The sequence below is a fragment of the Allorhizobium pseudoryzae genome, assembly GCF_011046245.1.
Taxonomy (GTDB): Bacteria; Pseudomonadota; Alphaproteobacteria; order Rhizobiales; family Rhizobiaceae; genus Neorhizobium; species Neorhizobium pseudoryzae.
The window spans coordinates 2,500,927-2,515,305 of record NZ_CP049241.1; the positions used below are offsets into that span (position 1 = coordinate 2,500,927).

Annotated in this window: 14 protein-coding genes; all 14 read left to right on the forward strand. The window is 63.2% G+C overall.

Going from position 1 to position 14,379, the window contains the following annotated elements; genetic code table 11:
- The first annotated feature begins 93 nt into the window (after window positions 1-93).
- The 14 genes from mraZ (at window position 94) to G6N78_RS25940 (ending at window position 14,372) form a co-directional block, all read left to right on the forward strand.
- Complete coding sequence (mraZ, locus tag G6N78_RS12120; protein ID WP_165218695.1) at window positions 94-534, forward strand: division/cell wall cluster transcriptional repressor MraZ; 441 nt, start codon at window positions 94-96, stop codon at window positions 532-534.
- A gap of 14 nt (window positions 535-548) precedes the next feature.
- Window positions 549-1,574, forward strand: coding sequence for a 16S rRNA (cytosine(1402)-N(4))-methyltransferase RsmH (rsmH, locus tag G6N78_RS12125; protein ID WP_165218697.1), 1,026 nt, complete (start codon window positions 549-551; stop codon window positions 1,572-1,574).
- Between the two features lie 2 nt (window positions 1,575-1,576).
- On the forward strand, window positions 1,577-2,047 hold the full coding sequence (gene ftsL, locus G6N78_RS12130; RefSeq protein ID WP_165218699.1) for a cell division protein FtsL: 471 nt from the start codon (window positions 1,577-1,579) through the stop codon (window positions 2,045-2,047).
- Window positions 2,047-3,792: a peptidoglycan D,D-transpeptidase FtsI family protein gene (locus tag G6N78_RS12135; protein ID WP_165218701.1), complete on the forward strand. Its 1,746-nt coding sequence runs from the start codon at window positions 2,047-2,049 to the stop codon at window positions 3,790-3,792. Before ftsL ends, G6N78_RS12135 begins: the two co-directional genes overlap by 1 nt.
- A 65-nt stretch (window positions 3,793-3,857) precedes the next feature.
- Window positions 3,858-5,318 (forward strand): UDP-N-acetylmuramoyl-L-alanyl-D-glutamate--2,6-diaminopimelate ligase, encoded by a 1,461-nt coding sequence (locus G6N78_RS12140; RefSeq protein WP_165218703.1) that lies wholly within the window; start codon window positions 3,858-3,860, stop codon window positions 5,316-5,318.
- The gene (locus tag G6N78_RS12145) at window positions 5,315-6,748 is read left to right on the forward strand and encodes a UDP-N-acetylmuramoylalanyl-D-glutamyl-2,6-diaminopimelate--D-alanyl-D-alanine ligase (protein ID WP_165218705.1); all 1,434 of its coding nucleotides are present in this window, start codon (window positions 5,315-5,317) and stop codon (window positions 6,746-6,748) included. The genes G6N78_RS12140 and G6N78_RS12145 overlap by 4 nt, the downstream gene beginning before the upstream one ends.
- Window positions 6,749-6,770: 22 nt before the next feature.
- Entirely contained in the window at window positions 6,771-7,871 is a 1,101-nt protein-coding gene (gene mraY / locus G6N78_RS12150) for a phospho-N-acetylmuramoyl-pentapeptide-transferase (protein WP_165218707.1), read from the forward strand.
- Window positions 7,872-7,875: 4 nt separating this feature from the next.
- The gene (gene murD / locus G6N78_RS12155) at window positions 7,876-9,321 is read left to right on the forward strand and encodes a UDP-N-acetylmuramoyl-L-alanine--D-glutamate ligase (protein WP_165218709.1); all 1,446 of its coding nucleotides are present in this window, start codon (window positions 7,876-7,878) and stop codon (window positions 9,319-9,321) included.
- Between the two features lies 1 nt (window position 9,322).
- Window positions 9,323-10,477, forward strand: coding sequence for a putative lipid II flippase FtsW (ftsW, locus tag G6N78_RS12160; protein WP_165218711.1), 1,155 nt, complete (start codon window positions 9,323-9,325; stop codon window positions 10,475-10,477).
- Between the two features lie 9 nt (window positions 10,478-10,486).
- On the forward strand, window positions 10,487-11,611 hold the full coding sequence (gene murG / locus G6N78_RS12165) for an undecaprenyldiphospho-muramoylpentapeptide beta-N-acetylglucosaminyltransferase (protein WP_165218713.1): 1,125 nt from the start codon (window positions 10,487-10,489) through the stop codon (window positions 11,609-11,611).
- Complete coding sequence (murC, locus tag G6N78_RS12170; RefSeq protein ID WP_165218715.1) at window positions 11,608-13,023, forward strand: UDP-N-acetylmuramate--L-alanine ligase; 1,416 nt, start codon at window positions 11,608-11,610, stop codon at window positions 13,021-13,023. The genes murG and murC overlap by 4 nt, the downstream gene beginning before the upstream one ends.
- Window positions 13,020-13,994 (forward strand): UDP-N-acetylmuramate dehydrogenase, encoded by a 975-nt coding sequence (gene murB / locus G6N78_RS12175; protein WP_165218717.1) that lies wholly within the window; start codon window positions 13,020-13,022, stop codon window positions 13,992-13,994. The genes murC and murB overlap by 4 nt, the downstream gene beginning before the upstream one ends.
- 13 nt (window positions 13,995-14,007) lie before the next feature.
- Entirely contained in the window at window positions 14,008-14,250 is a 243-nt protein-coding gene (locus tag G6N78_RS12180; protein WP_165218719.1) for a hypothetical protein, read from the forward strand.
- Entirely contained in the window at window positions 14,247-14,372 is a 126-nt protein-coding gene (locus G6N78_RS25940) for a hypothetical protein (protein WP_272955611.1), read from the forward strand. The genes G6N78_RS12180 and G6N78_RS25940 overlap by 4 nt, the downstream gene beginning before the upstream one ends.
- Window positions 14,373-14,379: the final 7 nt, after the last annotated feature.

The window sequence follows — 14,379 nt, forward strand, 5'->3', positions numbered from 1 at the left end:
CTCTTCGCCTGAGCGGTCGGGTTGTGTCCTTTGGCGTGCGTGGTGCGGGGCGCGTGCGTGTCCTGTCATTTTGTGGGGCGGATGTTTGGCGTCATGAACCGCTTCTTGTCCAATGCGACGAACAAGATCGATGCGAAGGGCCGGGTCTCCGTGCCTGCTCCCTTTCGTGCGGTCATCGCGCAGCGGAATATCCAGGAGCTTTACTGTCTCCAGGATCTTGTCTTTCCGGCGATCAGCGTCGGTGGTCCGGATCTGCTCGAGCGTTACGAGCGGCAGATCGCGTCCGCCGATCCGTTCTCGCCGGAGGCGAATGCGATGTCGCTGCTGGTTCACGGTGGCGGCGTCTTCATGCGGCTCGATGCGGAGGGCCGTCTCATGGTCACGGATTTCATCCGGGACTTCACCGGCATCACGACAGAGGTCTCCTTTGTCGGGCGGTCGGATCATTTTCAGCTTTGGCAGCCGCAGGCGTTTCACGAGGCGCAGGCGGCGGCGCGAGAGGGTCGAGCCCGGTTTGGGGCGCGGTCCACTTGAAACAGGGGACCGGAATGGCGGCGAATCTTGGCGACGGAGTTTCCGAGGCTGATGGCGGACCGGTCCGCCACATTCCGGTGATGCTGGAGGAGGTGCTGTCCAGCCTTTCTCCCGCGCCTGGCAAGGTTATCCTAGATGGTACCTTTGGCGCGGGTGGTTATACCCGCGCCATTCTTGCCTGCGGCGCCAACGTCATTGCGCTTGATCGTGATCCCAATGCGATTGCCGGCGGTCAGGCGCTGGTGGCGGAATCACAAGGCCGCCTGACGCTCGTTCCGACACAATTTTCGGCGCTTGCCGAGCATGCCCCGGCCGATGGCCTCGACGGCGTCGTGCTCGATATCGGTGTCTCCTCCATGCAGATCGACGAGGCTGAGCGCGGCTTCTCCTTCCAGAGGAACGGACCGCTCGACATGCGCATGTCGGCCTCCGGCGTGTCAGCTGCCGATGTCGTCAATCGCGCCAAGGCGGGTGATCTTGCCCGCATCTTCGGTTTTCTCGGCGAGGAAAAGCAGGCGGGCCGGATTGCGCGCGCCATCGAGAAGCGCCGCGCGACGGAGCCGTTTTCCACCACGCGCGACCTTGCCAACCTCATCGAGAGCGTCAATCCGCGCAAGGCCAAGGACAAGATCCACCCGGCGACACGCGTCTTCCAGGCGCTGCGCATCTTCGTCAATGATGAGCTCGGCGAGTTGGCTCGTGCGCTGTTTGCCGCCGAACGCGCTTTGAAGCCCGGCGGCCGGCTGGTGATCGTCAGCTTCCATTCGCTGGAGGATCGCATCGTCAAGCGCTACCTCGCCGATCGCTCCGGCAAGGCTGCGGGTTCCCGGCACCTGCCGATGGTGGAGGACAAGCCTGCCGTCTTCGAACCGGTCGGCAAGGGCATGATGTCGGCCTCGAAGGACGAGGCGGAGGTCAATCCGCGCGCCCGGTCCGCCAAGCTGCGCGCCGCCTTCCGGACGGCTGCACCGGCGCGCCCGGCGGATTTCTCAATCTTCGACCTTCCCGAACTCGCCAGCCTCGACAAGTTGGGAGCCTGATCATGCTGAGAAGTTTCGACTTCATTCTCATCGGCGTCATGACGGCCACCGCCGTGGTGACCTATACGATCAAGCACAAGGCCGAACTCAAGCTGGAGGAGGTGCATCGCCTCGAAAGCGAGATCAAGCTCGAGCGCGATACGATCGATCTTCTGAAGGCCGACTGGGCGCTGCTGACGCAGCCGAACCGCCTGCACCGGCTGATCAACGTCTACCAATCCGAACTCGATCTCGTTCCGACGGCGCCGACACAGCTCGCCATGCCGAAGGAACTGCCGATGCCGAAATCGCAGTTGCCGCAACCCGAAACGACGATCGAGCAATTGATCGCCGGCGTTGATCCGGAAGTGCGCGCAGCCATCCGCGGTGTCGACAAGGCGAAGGCGACCAAGGCCGCATCGACCGTGCCGGTTCCCCTGCCGCGGGCAGCGAGATCAATCGATGTCATTTCTACAGGATCGGTGGAGGACTAATGGCTTTCCTTTCGCGGATCATGGTGCTGAAGAGCAGGGCACATTTTTCGGCCGGCGCCAACGGCATCCGTGCCGGTTCGGCCGGTGCGAAGTTCGAGGGGTCTCGCAAGCGCAAAGCGACCCAGGCCCGCACGCGCATTGGCCTGATCATGGTTGCCTTCGTGGCCTTTTACGGCGTGATCGGCGCGCGCCTCACTTATTACGGGCTGCGCGAACCGGAAACGACGTCGAGCATCATGCCGGCGGACCGGTTGATGGCGTCGCGTCCGGACATTCTCGATCGCAACGGCGAGGTTCTCGCCACCGACATTCGCACCGTCTCGCTGTTTGCCGAACCGCACAAGATCGTTGATGCGGACGAAGTGATCGAGAAGCTGCGCACCGTCCTGCCGGATATCGATGCCAAGCAGATCTATGGCAAGCTGCGCTCCAATTCCCGCTTCCAGTGGCTGCGCCGGCAGCTGACGCCGAAGCAGCAGAGCGAAATCCTGGCGCTCGGCATTCCGGGCATCGGCTTCCGCCCGGAAAAGCGGCGCTTCTATCCGGGTGGCGCGACGGCGGCCCATATCGTCGGTTACGTCAACATCGACAATCGCGGCGTCGCCGGCATGGAGCGTTACATCGACAGCCAGGGTCTCGCGGATCTTGCCGCCGTCGGCATGACGAGCAGCCAGCCGCTGGAGCCGGTGAAGCTCTCGATCGACGTGCGCGTGCAGGCGATTCTGCGCGACGTGCTCACCTCCTCGATCACCAAGTTCAAGGCCAAGGGGGCGGGCGGCGTGGTGCTTGATGCCCATACCGGCGAAATCCTCGCCATGTCCTCCGTGCCGGATTTCGATCCGAATGATCCGGCCGCCGGCGGCGAAGAAGGCTGGCTCAACCGCATGTCGAACGGCACGTTCGAAATGGGTTCCACCTTCAAGTCGTTCACGCTCGCCATGGCGCTGGACAGCGGCAAGGTGAAGATGACCGACAGTTTCGATGCGCGCTATCCGATCAAGATTGGCGGCTTCACCATCAAGGATTTCCACGGCAAGGGGCGCTTCCTCACCGTGCCGGAAGTGTTCCAGTATTCCTCCAACATCGGCACGGCCAAGATGGCCGACGTGGTCGGCATCGACGGCCACAAGGCCTTCCTCACCAAGCTGGGCCTTTTGACACGGATGCAGACGGAACTGCCGGAAGTGGCGATGCCGAGCCAGCCGCGTGAATGGAAGAAGATCAACTCGGTGACGATCTCCTTCGGCCATGGTGTCTCCACCACGCCGCTGCAGACGGCGGTGGCCGGTGCGGCGCTGGTCAATGGCGGCAAGCTGATCGAACCGACTTTCCTGCCGCGCAACGAAGTGCAGGCGGAATCGGCCGCCACGCAGGTGATCAAGCCGACCACCAGCGACAACATGCGCTGGCTGTTCGAGTGGAACGGCGTCAACGGGTCGGGCAAGAACGCGCTGGTGCCGGGTTTTGACGTGGGTGGCAAGACGGGGACGGCCGACAAGGTCATCAACGGCCGTTACAACCACGACCACAACTTCAACGCCTTCCTTGCGGCCTTCCCGATCTACCATCCGAAATATGTCGTGCTGACCTTCATTGACGATCCGCGCAGCGAAACGGACCGCGCGGTGCTCGCCGGAAACAGCGCAGCACCGATGGTCAAGGAGATCATTTCCCGTTCGGCGGCGATTCTCGGTGTAAAACCGCGCTTCGGTGAGAACGGCTCCGCCATGCTTGTGTCCTATTAGGACATAATGAATGGACCCGACGATTCGCGGCCCTAGATCAGGCCGCAGCGCGAGAGAGGGTGCCTATGAATTTGAGAACACTCTCCGGAAGTGATTTTCCGGAGATCGAAACCGTGCTTGCCGGACCTGCCGGCGACTTGACCGTCACCGGGATCTCTGCCGATAGCCGGCAGATCACGCCGGGTATGCTGTTCGTGGCGATTGCCGGCACGAAGGGGGACGGCGCAAGCTATGCCGCCGACGCGATCGGTCGCGGTGCGGTCGCGGTCGTCGCCGGTCATCCGCTCGATCTCGCCGTGCCGGTGCTGACGGTCGATCATCCGCGCCGGTTCCTGGCGCTGTCCGCCAGCCGTTTCTTCGGCGCCCAGCCGGCCACCATGGTGGCGGTGACGGGCACGGCGGGCAAGACCTCGGTTGCCTCCTTCACGCGGCAGATCTGGGCGCAAGCCGGCCTTGCCGCCGCGCAGATCGGCACCACCGGCGTGATCTCGCCCTTGCGCAACGACTACGGTTCGCTGACGACGCCCGATCCGGTCGCGCTGCACCGGCTGTTGTCCGACCTGGTCCAGGAAGGCGTCACCCATGCAGCGATGGAAGCCTCGAGCCACGGCCTCGACCAGAGCCGGCTTGACGGCGTGACGCTCTCTGCCGCCGCCTTCACCAATCTCGGCCGCGACCATATGGACTACCATCCGACGATGGAGGACTACATGGCCGCCAAGATGCGGCTGTTCGACACGCTTCTGCCGAAGGGCCGTCCGGCGGTGATCTTTGCCGATGATGCCTGGTCAAGCAAGGCGATCGAGACGGCGGCTGCCGCAGGGCATGATGTGCGCACCGTCGGTCGCGCCGGCAATTTCCTCGCGTTGAAGCGGGTCGAACATTTCCGCCACAAGCAGATGATCGAGGTCCATCACGAGGGGCAGATCTTCGAGGTGGACATTCCGCTGGCCGGCGATTTCCAGGTGGCCAATGCGCTCGTCGCGGCGGGTCTTGCGATCTCGACCGGAGTGGCACCCAAGGTCGCCATGGCAGCACTCGAAAAGCTCGTCGGTGCCTCCGGGCGCCTTGAACTGGTCGGCCAGACCGGGCAGGGCGCTCTGGTCTATGTCGATTACGCCCATAAGCCGGATGCGCTCAACAATGTGCTGACCTCGGTCCGGCCGTTCACGACCGGTCGCGTGATGGTGGTCTTCGGTTGCGGCGGCGACCGGGACAAGGGCAAGCGCCCGATCATGGGCGAGGTGGCGACCAGGCTTGCGGACATGGTGATCGTGACGGACGACAATCCGCGCTCGGAAGATCCGGCGACGATCCGGTCCGAAATCATGGCGGCAGCCCCGCAAGCGCGCGAAATCGGTGACCGGGCGGAAGCCATCCGGTTTGCCGTGTCGCAGCTAACGGCCGGCGACACGCTGATCGTGGCCGGCAAGGGGCATGAGGAGGGGCAGACGATCGGCACGACGGTTCTGCCGTTCTCCGATCATGCCGAGGTGCGCAAAGCTTTGGAGGAGCTGAAACAGTGAGCTGGTTATGGACGAGTGCGGACATGGTGACCGTCATGGGAGGCAGGCCGCTCGGCAATCTTCCCGAAGGCGTGACGGGCATTTCCATCGACAGCCGTTCCATCGGTTCCGGTGAGGCATTTTTTGCGATCAAGGGAGACCGCACCGACGGGCACGACTTTGCGACCATGGCGGTGGCGAACGGCGCGGCCCTTCTGGTCGTGGCGGAAGGCAAGCTGCCGGCCATGGGCCGCGTCACCGTTCCGATGATCGTCGTGGAAGATGTGCTGGTGGCGCTGGGGCGCCTTGCCGTTGCCTCCCGCCAGCGCTCGCGGGCGAAGATCGTTGCCGTCACGGGGTCTGTCGGCAAGACCACGACGAAGGAGATGCTGCGCAACCTGCTGGCGCCATCCGGCAAGGTGCATTGCGCCGTCGCTTCGTTCAACAATCACTGGGGCGTGCCGCTGACGCTTGCCCGCATGCCGGCGGATACCCAGTTCGGCGTGTTCGAGATCGGCATGAACCATCCGAACGAGATCCGTCCGCTGGTGAAGATGGTGCGTCCGCACGTGGCGATGATTACCACGATCGCGCCCGCGCATCTCGGCAATTTCAAGAACCTGGAAGAGATCGCCGCCGCCAAGGCGGAAATCTTCGAGGGTGTCGAGGCGGGTGGCGCGGTCATCCTCAACCGCGACAACAAGCAGTTCGGTTTTCTTGAAAGCCGCGCCCAGGAGGTCGGCATCCAGAACATTCTGACCTTCGGTCAGCACGCCAAGGCGGATTTCCGGCTGGCGGATTTCGAAGGCGGCGCGGAAGGCTCCACCATCTGGGCCGTGGTGAACGGCGAGACGATGGAGGTGCATATCGGTGCGCCCGGTCGCCACATTGCTGAAAATGCCATGGCGGCCCTTGGCGTGGTGGCGCTGTTCGGGGCGGATCTCGAGGCGGCGAAACAGGCGCTGGCCGGTCTGCGGGCCGTCAAGGGACGCGGCGAGCGCCACCGGTTGGGGATCGGCGAGGGCCACCTGACCCTGATCGACGAAAGCTACAATGCCAATCCGGCCTCCATGCGCGCGGCGATCGCGCTTTTGGCCGCAACCCCTCCGGAAGTCACCGGCCGCCGCATCGCAGTGCTCGGCGACATGCTGGAAATGGGGGCCTTTGCCGCCAAGGTGCATGAGGAACTCGCAGGTCCGCTGCTGGCCGCCGGCATCGAACATGTCTGGCTCGCCGGGACGGAAATGGCGGCATTGCGCGACGCGTTGCCCGATAGCGTGGCCGTCGAATACCGCCCGACGACCGCCGAACTTGTCGATCATGTCGTCAAGAACGTCAGGCCGGGCGATGTGCTGATGGTGAAGTCCTCGCTCGGCATCGGCTTCGGCAAGATCATCAGTGCCCTTATTGACAACTATCCGGCCTTGCCCGACAGGGAGCGCCACCTTTGACCCGTCTGAAGAAAGACCAATCATGCTGATCTGGCTTGTCGAGCTGGCAAATAGCTTTCAGATTTTCAACCTGTTTCGCTACATTACCTTTCGAACGGGCGCTGCCCTCTTTACCTCCGCGCTGATCGTCTTCCTCTTCGGGCCGCGCATGATCGCCTCGCTGCGCATCCGCCAGGGCAAGGGCCAGCCGATCCGTGCCGATGGGCCGCAGACCCATTTCAAGAAGGCCGGCACGCCGACCATGGGTGGCCTGATGATCCTCACCGGCATCGTCGGCGGATCGCTGCTGTGGGCGGATCTTTCCAACGTCTATGTGGTGGCGACCCTGCTGGTGACGCTCGGTTTCGGCGCCATCGGTTTTTATGACGATTACCTCAAGGTGACGAAGCAGACGGAGAAGGGATTTTCCGGCAAGGCGCGTCTTGCGATCGAATTCGTCATCGCCGGTATTGCCGTCTATTTCATGATGCGGGTCTCGGTCGCCAACAGCCCGGCGGGCTCGACGCTTGGCACTTCAGTTGCCTTCCCCTTCTTCAAGGACCTGCTGCTCAACCTCGGCATCTTCTTCATCCTGTTCGGTGGCTTCGTCATCGTCGCGGCCGGCAATGCGGTCAACCTGACGGACGGTCTCGACGGCCTTGCCATCGTGCCGGTGATGATTGCCGCCGCCTCCTTCGGCGTGATCGCCTATCTGTCGGGCAATGCGGTCTTTGCCGGTTATCTGCAGATCAACTTCGTGCCCGGAACGGGCGAACTTGCCGTGATCCTCGGCGCCGTCATCGGCGCCGGTCTCGGCTTCCTGTGGTTCAACGCCCCGCCGGCGGCGATTTTCATGGGGGATACCGGTTCGCTGGCACTCGGTGGCCTGATCGGTTCGGTTGCCGTTGCCACCAAGCACGAGATCGTCATGGCGATCATCGGTGGCCTCTTCGTCATGGAGACGCTGTCTGTCATCATCCAGGTCGGCTTCTTCAAGATGACCGGGCGGCGCGTGTTCCTGATGGCGCCGATCCATCACCACTTCGAAAAGCTCGGCTGGACGGAAAGCCAGGTGGTCATCCGCTTCTGGATCATCGCCGTTGGCCTTGCCATGCTCGGCCTGTCCACCCTGAAGCTTCGGTGAGACCATGATCCCGGTTTCGACGTTTTCCGGCAAGAAGGTCGCGCTCTTCGGTCTCGGCGGCTCCGGCCTTGCGACCGCGCGCGCGCTCGTGGCCGGTGGTGCCGAGGTGACGGCCTGGGACGACAATCCGGACAGCGTGGCGAAGGCTGCCGCCGCCGGGATCGTCACGGCGGACCTGCATGGCATCGACTGGCCGGCGCAGGCTGCCTTCATGCTGTCGCCGGGCGTTCCGCTGACGCATCCGAAACCGCATTGGACGGTGGATCTTGCCCGCGCGAGCAGTGTCGAGATCATCGGCGATGTGGAGCTTTTCGTGCGCGAGCGTCGGGCGCATGCACCCGATTGCCCGTTCATCGCGATCACCGGCACCAATGGCAAGTCGACCACGACGGCGCTCATTGCACATATCCTGCGTAGAAGCGGTCGCGACACGCAGCTTGGCGGCAATATCGGCACGGCGGTGCTGACGCTCGATCCACCGCAGGACGGCCGCTTCTACGTGGTCGAGTGCTCTTCCTACCAGATCGACCTCGCGCCGACGATCAATCCAACCGCCGGCATCCTGCTCAACCTGACGCCGGATCATCTCGACCGGCATGGCACCATGCAGCATTACGCTGACGTGAAGGAACGGCTGGTCGCCGGAAGCCAGGTGGCGATTGTCGGCGTGGATGACAGCCATTCGACGCTGATCGCGGATCGTCTGGCGGGTGTGCGGAATGATCGATCTGCCTTCGGTGCCGGCGAGACAGAGGGGGGTAACGCATCCCGCAGGGTCATTCGCGTTTCGCAGGCGAAGCCTCTCTCGAACGGTCTCTACAACAGGGACCACCGCATTTTTTACGGCGAGACCCTGATTGCCGATCTCAACGGCATCGATACGCTGAAGGGCAGCCACAATGCGCAGAATGCAGCGGCGGCGGTCGCCGCCTGCCTGTCTGTCGGTGTGTCTGAGGAGGAGATCCGTACGGGTCTTGCGAGTTTCCCCGGCCTCAAGCACCGCATGCAGCCGGTGGGGCGGATCGGCCAGGTCACCTTCGTCAACGATTCCAAGGCCACCAACGCGGATGCCGCGGCACCGGCGCTGTCCAGCTACGAGCAGATCTTCTGGATCGCGGGGGGATTGCCGAAGGCCGGCGGCATCGCAAGCCTCGCGCCACTCTTCCCGCGTATCAAGAAGGCCTATCTGATCGGAGAGGCGGCGCCCGAGTTTGCCGCGACGCTCGGCGAGGCGGTCCCTTATGAAATCTCCGGCACGCTGGACAGGGCGGTTGCCCAGGCGGCGGCCGATGCCTCTTCGGTTGAAGGGGGTGGGGTTGTCATGTTGTCGCCGGCCTGTGCCAGCTTCGACCAGTTCAGGAACTTCGAGGTCAGGGGCGATTCCTTCGTCTCGCTCGTCGCAGATCTCGAGGGCGTGACCATGCTCGTCGAGCCGGAAAAGGGGAAATGACATGGTAAGCCGTGCGGATCGTGGAGCGCTTGCGGACTGGTTCTGGACGATCGATCGTTTCTTCCTGGCGACGTTCATCCTCTTGATGGGCCTCGGCTTCATGCTGTCCTTTGCGGCCTCGCCGCCGGTCGCCGAACGCATCGGCCTGCCGAGCTTCTATTTCGTCGAAAAACACGCGATGTTCTTGGCGCCGTCGATCGTGGTGATGATCGGGCTGTCCTTCCTCAGTCCCCGGCAGGTGCGCCGGGCTGCGGTCATCATCCTGGTCGCTTCGATCATGATGATGGTTCTGGCGCTGTTCTTCGGCGTCGAAATCAAGGGATCGCGCCGCTGGTTCAACATCGGCAGCTTCGGCCTGCAGCCGTCGGAATTCATGAAGCCGGCCTTTGTGGTGGTGTGCGCCTGGCTGTTTGCCGAACATGCGCGGCAGCCGGAAATTCCGGGCAACCTCTTCGCGATCATCCTGTTCGGCATTGTCGGCGCGCTTCTGGTCGCCCAGCCTGACCTTGGCCAGACGATCCTGACCAGTGCCGTCTGGGGATCGATGTTCTTCATGGCCGGAATGCCGTGGCTCTGGATCATCCTGCTCGGCAGCCTCGGTGTCGGCGGCCTTGTGTCCGCCTATTACGTCTTTCCGCACGTGGCCGGCCGCATCGACCGCTTCATGACGGGCGAGGGCGATACCTTTCAGGTCGATACGGCGCGCGAGGCAATCATCCGCGGCGACTGGTTCGGCCAGGGGCCGGGCGAGGGGATCGTCAAGCGTATCCTTCCCGATAGCCATACCGACTTCATCTTCTCCGTGGCGGCGGAAGAATTCGGCATCGTCTTCTGCATGGTGCTGGTGGCGATCTTCGCCTTCATCGTGATCCGGGGTCTCAGCCTTGCCTATCGTGAGCGCAACGACTTCAACCGCTTTGCGGTTGCCGGCCTCGTTCTGCAGATCGGCATCCAGTCGATGATCAATGTCGGCGTGAACCTCGAACTGATGCCCGCCAAGGGCATGACGCTGCCGCTGATTTCCTATGGTGGTTCCTCGATGATCGCCATCTGCATCACGGCCGGCTTCATCCTGGCGCTGACGCGTCACCGTCCGGAAAAGCGCGCCCAGGAGCGCAGCCTCTTCCGCATCGGCCACGGCATTCCCGCGGAGTAGTTCCTCATCATGAGCAAGGGCCTGATCATGCTTGCCGCCGGCGGGACCGGCGGCCATCTTTTTCCAGCCGAAGCGCTGGGCCATGAACTGACGAAACGCGGCTTTACCGTGCATCTGGTGACGGACAAACGGGCCGAGCGCTTTGCCGGACGCTTCCCGGCGGAAGAGATCCATGTGGTGCCGTCCGCCACCTTCGGCTCGAAGAACCCTGTCGCGGTGGCACGGGCGCTCTGGACGCTCTGGACCGGGCTTCGCAGCGCCCGCCGTCTGATGAGCCGGCTGAAGCCGCAGGCGGTCGTCGGTTTCGGCGGTTATCCCACCGTTCCGCCGCTGCTGGCTGCGACGGGGCTTGGCATTCCGAGCATGATCCATGAACAGAATGCGGTGATGGGGCGTGCCAACAAGGCGCTCGCCTCCCGCGTTCAGGCGATTGCCGGTGGCTTTTTGCCGGATGAAAGCGGCGCCTTCGCGCAGAAGACGGTGGCGACCGGCAATCCGGTGCGTCCGGCTGTGCTTGCGGCGGCGGGTCTGCCTTACCAGCCGTCGCGCGGAGACGATCCCTTCCGCCTTGTTGTCTTCGGCGGCAGCCAGGGCGCGCAGTTCTTTTCGCGCGCCGTTCCGGCAGCGCTTGCCCTTCTGCCGGAGCCGGACAGACGCAGGCTGCACCTCACCCTTCAGGCAAGGCCGGAGGATAGGGAGCATGTCGATGCCGCGCTTGCGGCCCTGGGCATGACCGCAGATGTGGCTCCCTTCTTCGGTGACATGGCCGAGCGGCTGGGGGCCGCCCATCTCGTCTTGTGCCGGTCGGGTGCATCGACCGTCTCCGAGATTGCAGTCATCGGGCGCCCCGCAATCCTCGTGCCCTATCCTTACGCGCTCGACCATGACCAGGCGGCCAATGCGGCGGCCCTGGTGAAGGTTGGGGGTGGCGAGGTGGTGGTGCAGGCGGAGCTTTCGCCGGAGCGGCTTTCGGCCATGATCCTTTCGGCCCTTCGCGAGCCCGACCGGCTTTCGCGGATGGCGGAGGCGGCCAGAGGTGTCGGACGCCCCAACGCTGCGGCCTTGCTCGCCGATCTGGTTGCCGCTATTGCCGACAAGAAGACTGTTTCGACGTTTAAAGGAGTTGCACCATGAAAATGCCGAAGGCCATCGGCCTCGTCCATTTCATCGGGATCGGCGGCATCGGCATGAGCGGCATTGCCGAAGTGCTGCACAATCTCGGCCACCGGGTGCAGGGATCGGACCAGGCGGATGGCGCCAACGTGCAGCGCCTGCGCGACAAGGGCATTCCGGTCTTCGTTGGTCACCAGGCGGACAATCTCGGCGATGCCGAGGTGGTGGTCGTCTCGACGGCTATCAAGAAGAACAACCCGGAGCTCATGGCGGCGCGCGAAAAATCGCTGCCGATCGTTCGCCGCGCCGAAATGCTGGCCGAACTGATGCGCTTCCGTAATGCGATCGCCATCGGCGGAACGCATGGCAAGACGACGACGACATCGATGGTCGCGACGCTTCTGGAAGCCGGCGGGCTCGATCCGACCGTTATCAATGGCGGCATCATCAATGCCTACGGCACCAATGCCCGCATGGGCGAGGGCGAGTGGATGGTTGTGGAGGCCGACGAATCGGACGGCACCTTCCTGAAGCTTCCCGCCGACGTGGCGGTCGTCACCAATATCGATCCGGAACACCTCGATCATTACGGCAATTTCGACGCGGTGCGGGCAGCCTTCCGCCAGTTCGTCGAGAACGTGCCCTTCTACGGGTTTGGCGTGCTGTGTATCGACCATCCGGAAGTGCAGTCGCTGGTCGGCAAGATCGAGGACCGCAAGATCGTTACCTATGGGGAGAACCCGCAGGCGGATGCGCGCTTCTCGAATGTGCGCATGGAAGGCACGCGGTCGATCTTCGACGTTGAGATCCGCCGCCGCCGCACGGGCCGCGTCTTTACCTTCAAGGATCTCAGCCTGCCGATGCCGGGCCGCCACAATATTTCCAACGCGACGGCGGCGATTGCGGTCGCCAACCGGCTGGGCATTTCGGAAGACGGTATCCGCAAGGGGCTCGCCTCCTTCGGCGGAGTGAAGCGCCGCTTCACGCTGACGGGCACCTGGAACGGTGTGTCGGTGTTCGATGATTACGGACACCACCCGGTGGAGATCAAGGCCGTGCTGAAGGCTGCGCGCGAAAGCTGCCAGGGCCGCGTGATCGCGGTGCATCAGCCGCATCGCTATTCGCGACTGTCCAGCCTGTTTGAGGATTTCGTAACCTGCTTCAACGATGCCGACAGCATTATTCTGGCGCCGGTCTATGCTGCAGGCGAGGAGCCGATCGAGGGGGCGACGTCAGAGATCCTGGTGTCGCGGATCAAGGCCGGCGGGCATCGGGACGCCCGTTACATGGAAACGCCTGCGGAACTCGCCGGCATCATCGCCGGCATTGCAAAGCCGGGTGATTTCGTGGTTCTCCTTGGGGCTGGCAATATCACGCAATGGGCAGCGTCTTTGCCCAAGGATTTGGAAAGCGTATCGGGACGGAATTCATGAAGCAGGTGAATGGGGAAAAACTGCTGGCCTCTCTTGGGCCGCAGGTCAGCGAATTGCGGGGCCGCTTGACGCCGGATGCCCCCATGGATCGAGTCACCTGGTTCCAGGCCGGCGGTCTGGCCGAACTGATGTTCCAGCCGCATGACATTGATGATCTGGTGACCTTCCTGAAGCTTCTGCCGGAAGAGGTGCCGCTGACGGTTGTCGGCGTTGGCTCCAATCTTCTCGTGCGCGACGGCGGCATTCCGGGTGTCGTGCTGCGCCTGTCGGCCAAGGGCTTCGGGCAGCTGGAACTGGCGGGGGAAAATCGCATCCTGGCGGGCGCGATCTGCCCGGACAAATACATTGCCGCGATGGCAATGGACAACGGTATCGGCGGTTTCGCCTTCTATTACGGTATTCCCGGTTCGATCGGCGGGGCACTCCGCATGAATGCCGGCGCCAATGGCGGAGAGACGTCGGCACGTGTCGTGGAAGTGCATGCCGTGGATCGCAAGGGCGAGAAGCATGTGCTGACCAATGAGCAGATGGGCTACAGCTATCGTCATTCTGCGGTCCCCGCAGGCCTCATCTTCACGCATGCCGTTTTCGAAGGCTATGCCGACGACCGCGCCAAGATCCGCACGGAAATGGACGCCGTGCGCCATCATCGCGAGACGGTCCAGCCGGTCAAGGAAAAGACCGGCGGCTCCACCTTCAAGAACCCGCCCGGTCATTCCGCCTGGGAATTGATCGACGAAGCGGGCTGCCGTGGCCTGATGAACGGCGGCGCGCAGATGTCGTCGCTGCATTGCAATTTCATGATCAATATCGGCCATGCCACCGGCTACGATCTCGAATATCTCGGCGAACTCGTTCGCCAGCGCGTGTTCGAGACGTCCGGCGTGAAGCTCGAATGGGAAATCAAACGGCTCGGCATCTTCATGCCGGGACGTGAGGTGCGGCCGTTCCAGGGCGTGACCACGGAGTAGCGACGGGGGGGCGATGGATCCGCGTAAGCGTGTTCTTGTTCAGAACGAGCGAGCAAAGCTGAGTGCTGCCGCGATTGATCGCCTCTCGACCGCCTGTGTTGCGGTCGGTTTCATCACGCCGCTTGTTTCCCTCTCTGGCAGCACGATCGTGCCGAGTTGGTCCCTGGAGCTGGTTTTCTCGACCGTGACTTGGCTTGTTGCCGCTTTCATCCTACATTTGATGGCACGCCATGTGTTGAGAAGGCTCGAGCCATGACTGCCATCACGGTTTTCTATCTGTACGGACTTCCCGTTCTTCTGGTTGCGGCTGTCGGCGCTTTAATCGGCGTGCAGATGTTGCGGGATCGCCACAAATCAAACCTGCACCCCGGCGAGTGAGTTTTCT

Excerpts from the sequence above, each read along its gene's own strand:
- G6N78_RS12140 (WP_165218703.1), top strand. The coding sequence starts at position 3,858 with ATGAATTTGAGAACACTCTCCGGAAGTGATTTTCCGGAGATCGAAACC.
- rsmH (WP_165218697.1), top strand. The coding sequence starts at position 549 with ATGGCGGCGAATCTTGGCGACGGAGTTTCCGAGGCTGATGGCGGACCG.
- mraZ (WP_165218695.1), top strand. The coding sequence starts at position 94 with ATGAACCGCTTCTTGTCCAATGCGACGAACAAGATCGATGCGAAGGGC.
- murB (WP_165218717.1), top strand. The coding sequence starts at position 13,020 with ATGAAGCAGGTGAATGGGGAAAAACTGCTGGCCTCTCTTGGGCCGCAG.
- murC (WP_165218715.1), top strand. The coding sequence starts at position 11,608 with ATGAAAATGCCGAAGGCCATCGGCCTCGTCCATTTCATCGGGATCGGC.
- G6N78_RS25940 (WP_272955611.1), top strand. The coding sequence starts at position 14,247 with ATGACTGCCATCACGGTTTTCTATCTGTACGGACTTCCCGTTCTTCTG.
- G6N78_RS12180 (WP_165218719.1), top strand. The coding sequence starts at position 14,008 with ATGGATCCGCGTAAGCGTGTTCTTGTTCAGAACGAGCGAGCAAAGCTG.
- murG (WP_165218713.1), top strand. The coding sequence starts at position 10,487 with ATGAGCAAGGGCCTGATCATGCTTGCCGCCGGCGGGACCGGCGGCCAT.
- ftsL (WP_165218699.1), top strand. The coding sequence starts at position 1,577 with ATGCTGAGAAGTTTCGACTTCATTCTCATCGGCGTCATGACGGCCACC.
- murD (WP_165218709.1), top strand. The coding sequence starts at position 7,876 with ATGATCCCGGTTTCGACGTTTTCCGGCAAGAAGGTCGCGCTCTTCGGT.
- ftsW (WP_165218711.1), top strand. The coding sequence starts at position 9,323 with ATGGTAAGCCGTGCGGATCGTGGAGCGCTTGCGGACTGGTTCTGGACG.
- G6N78_RS12135 (WP_165218701.1), top strand. The coding sequence starts at position 2,047 with ATGGCTTTCCTTTCGCGGATCATGGTGCTGAAGAGCAGGGCACATTTT.
- mraY (WP_165218707.1), top strand. The coding sequence starts at position 6,771 with ATGCTGATCTGGCTTGTCGAGCTGGCAAATAGCTTTCAGATTTTCAAC.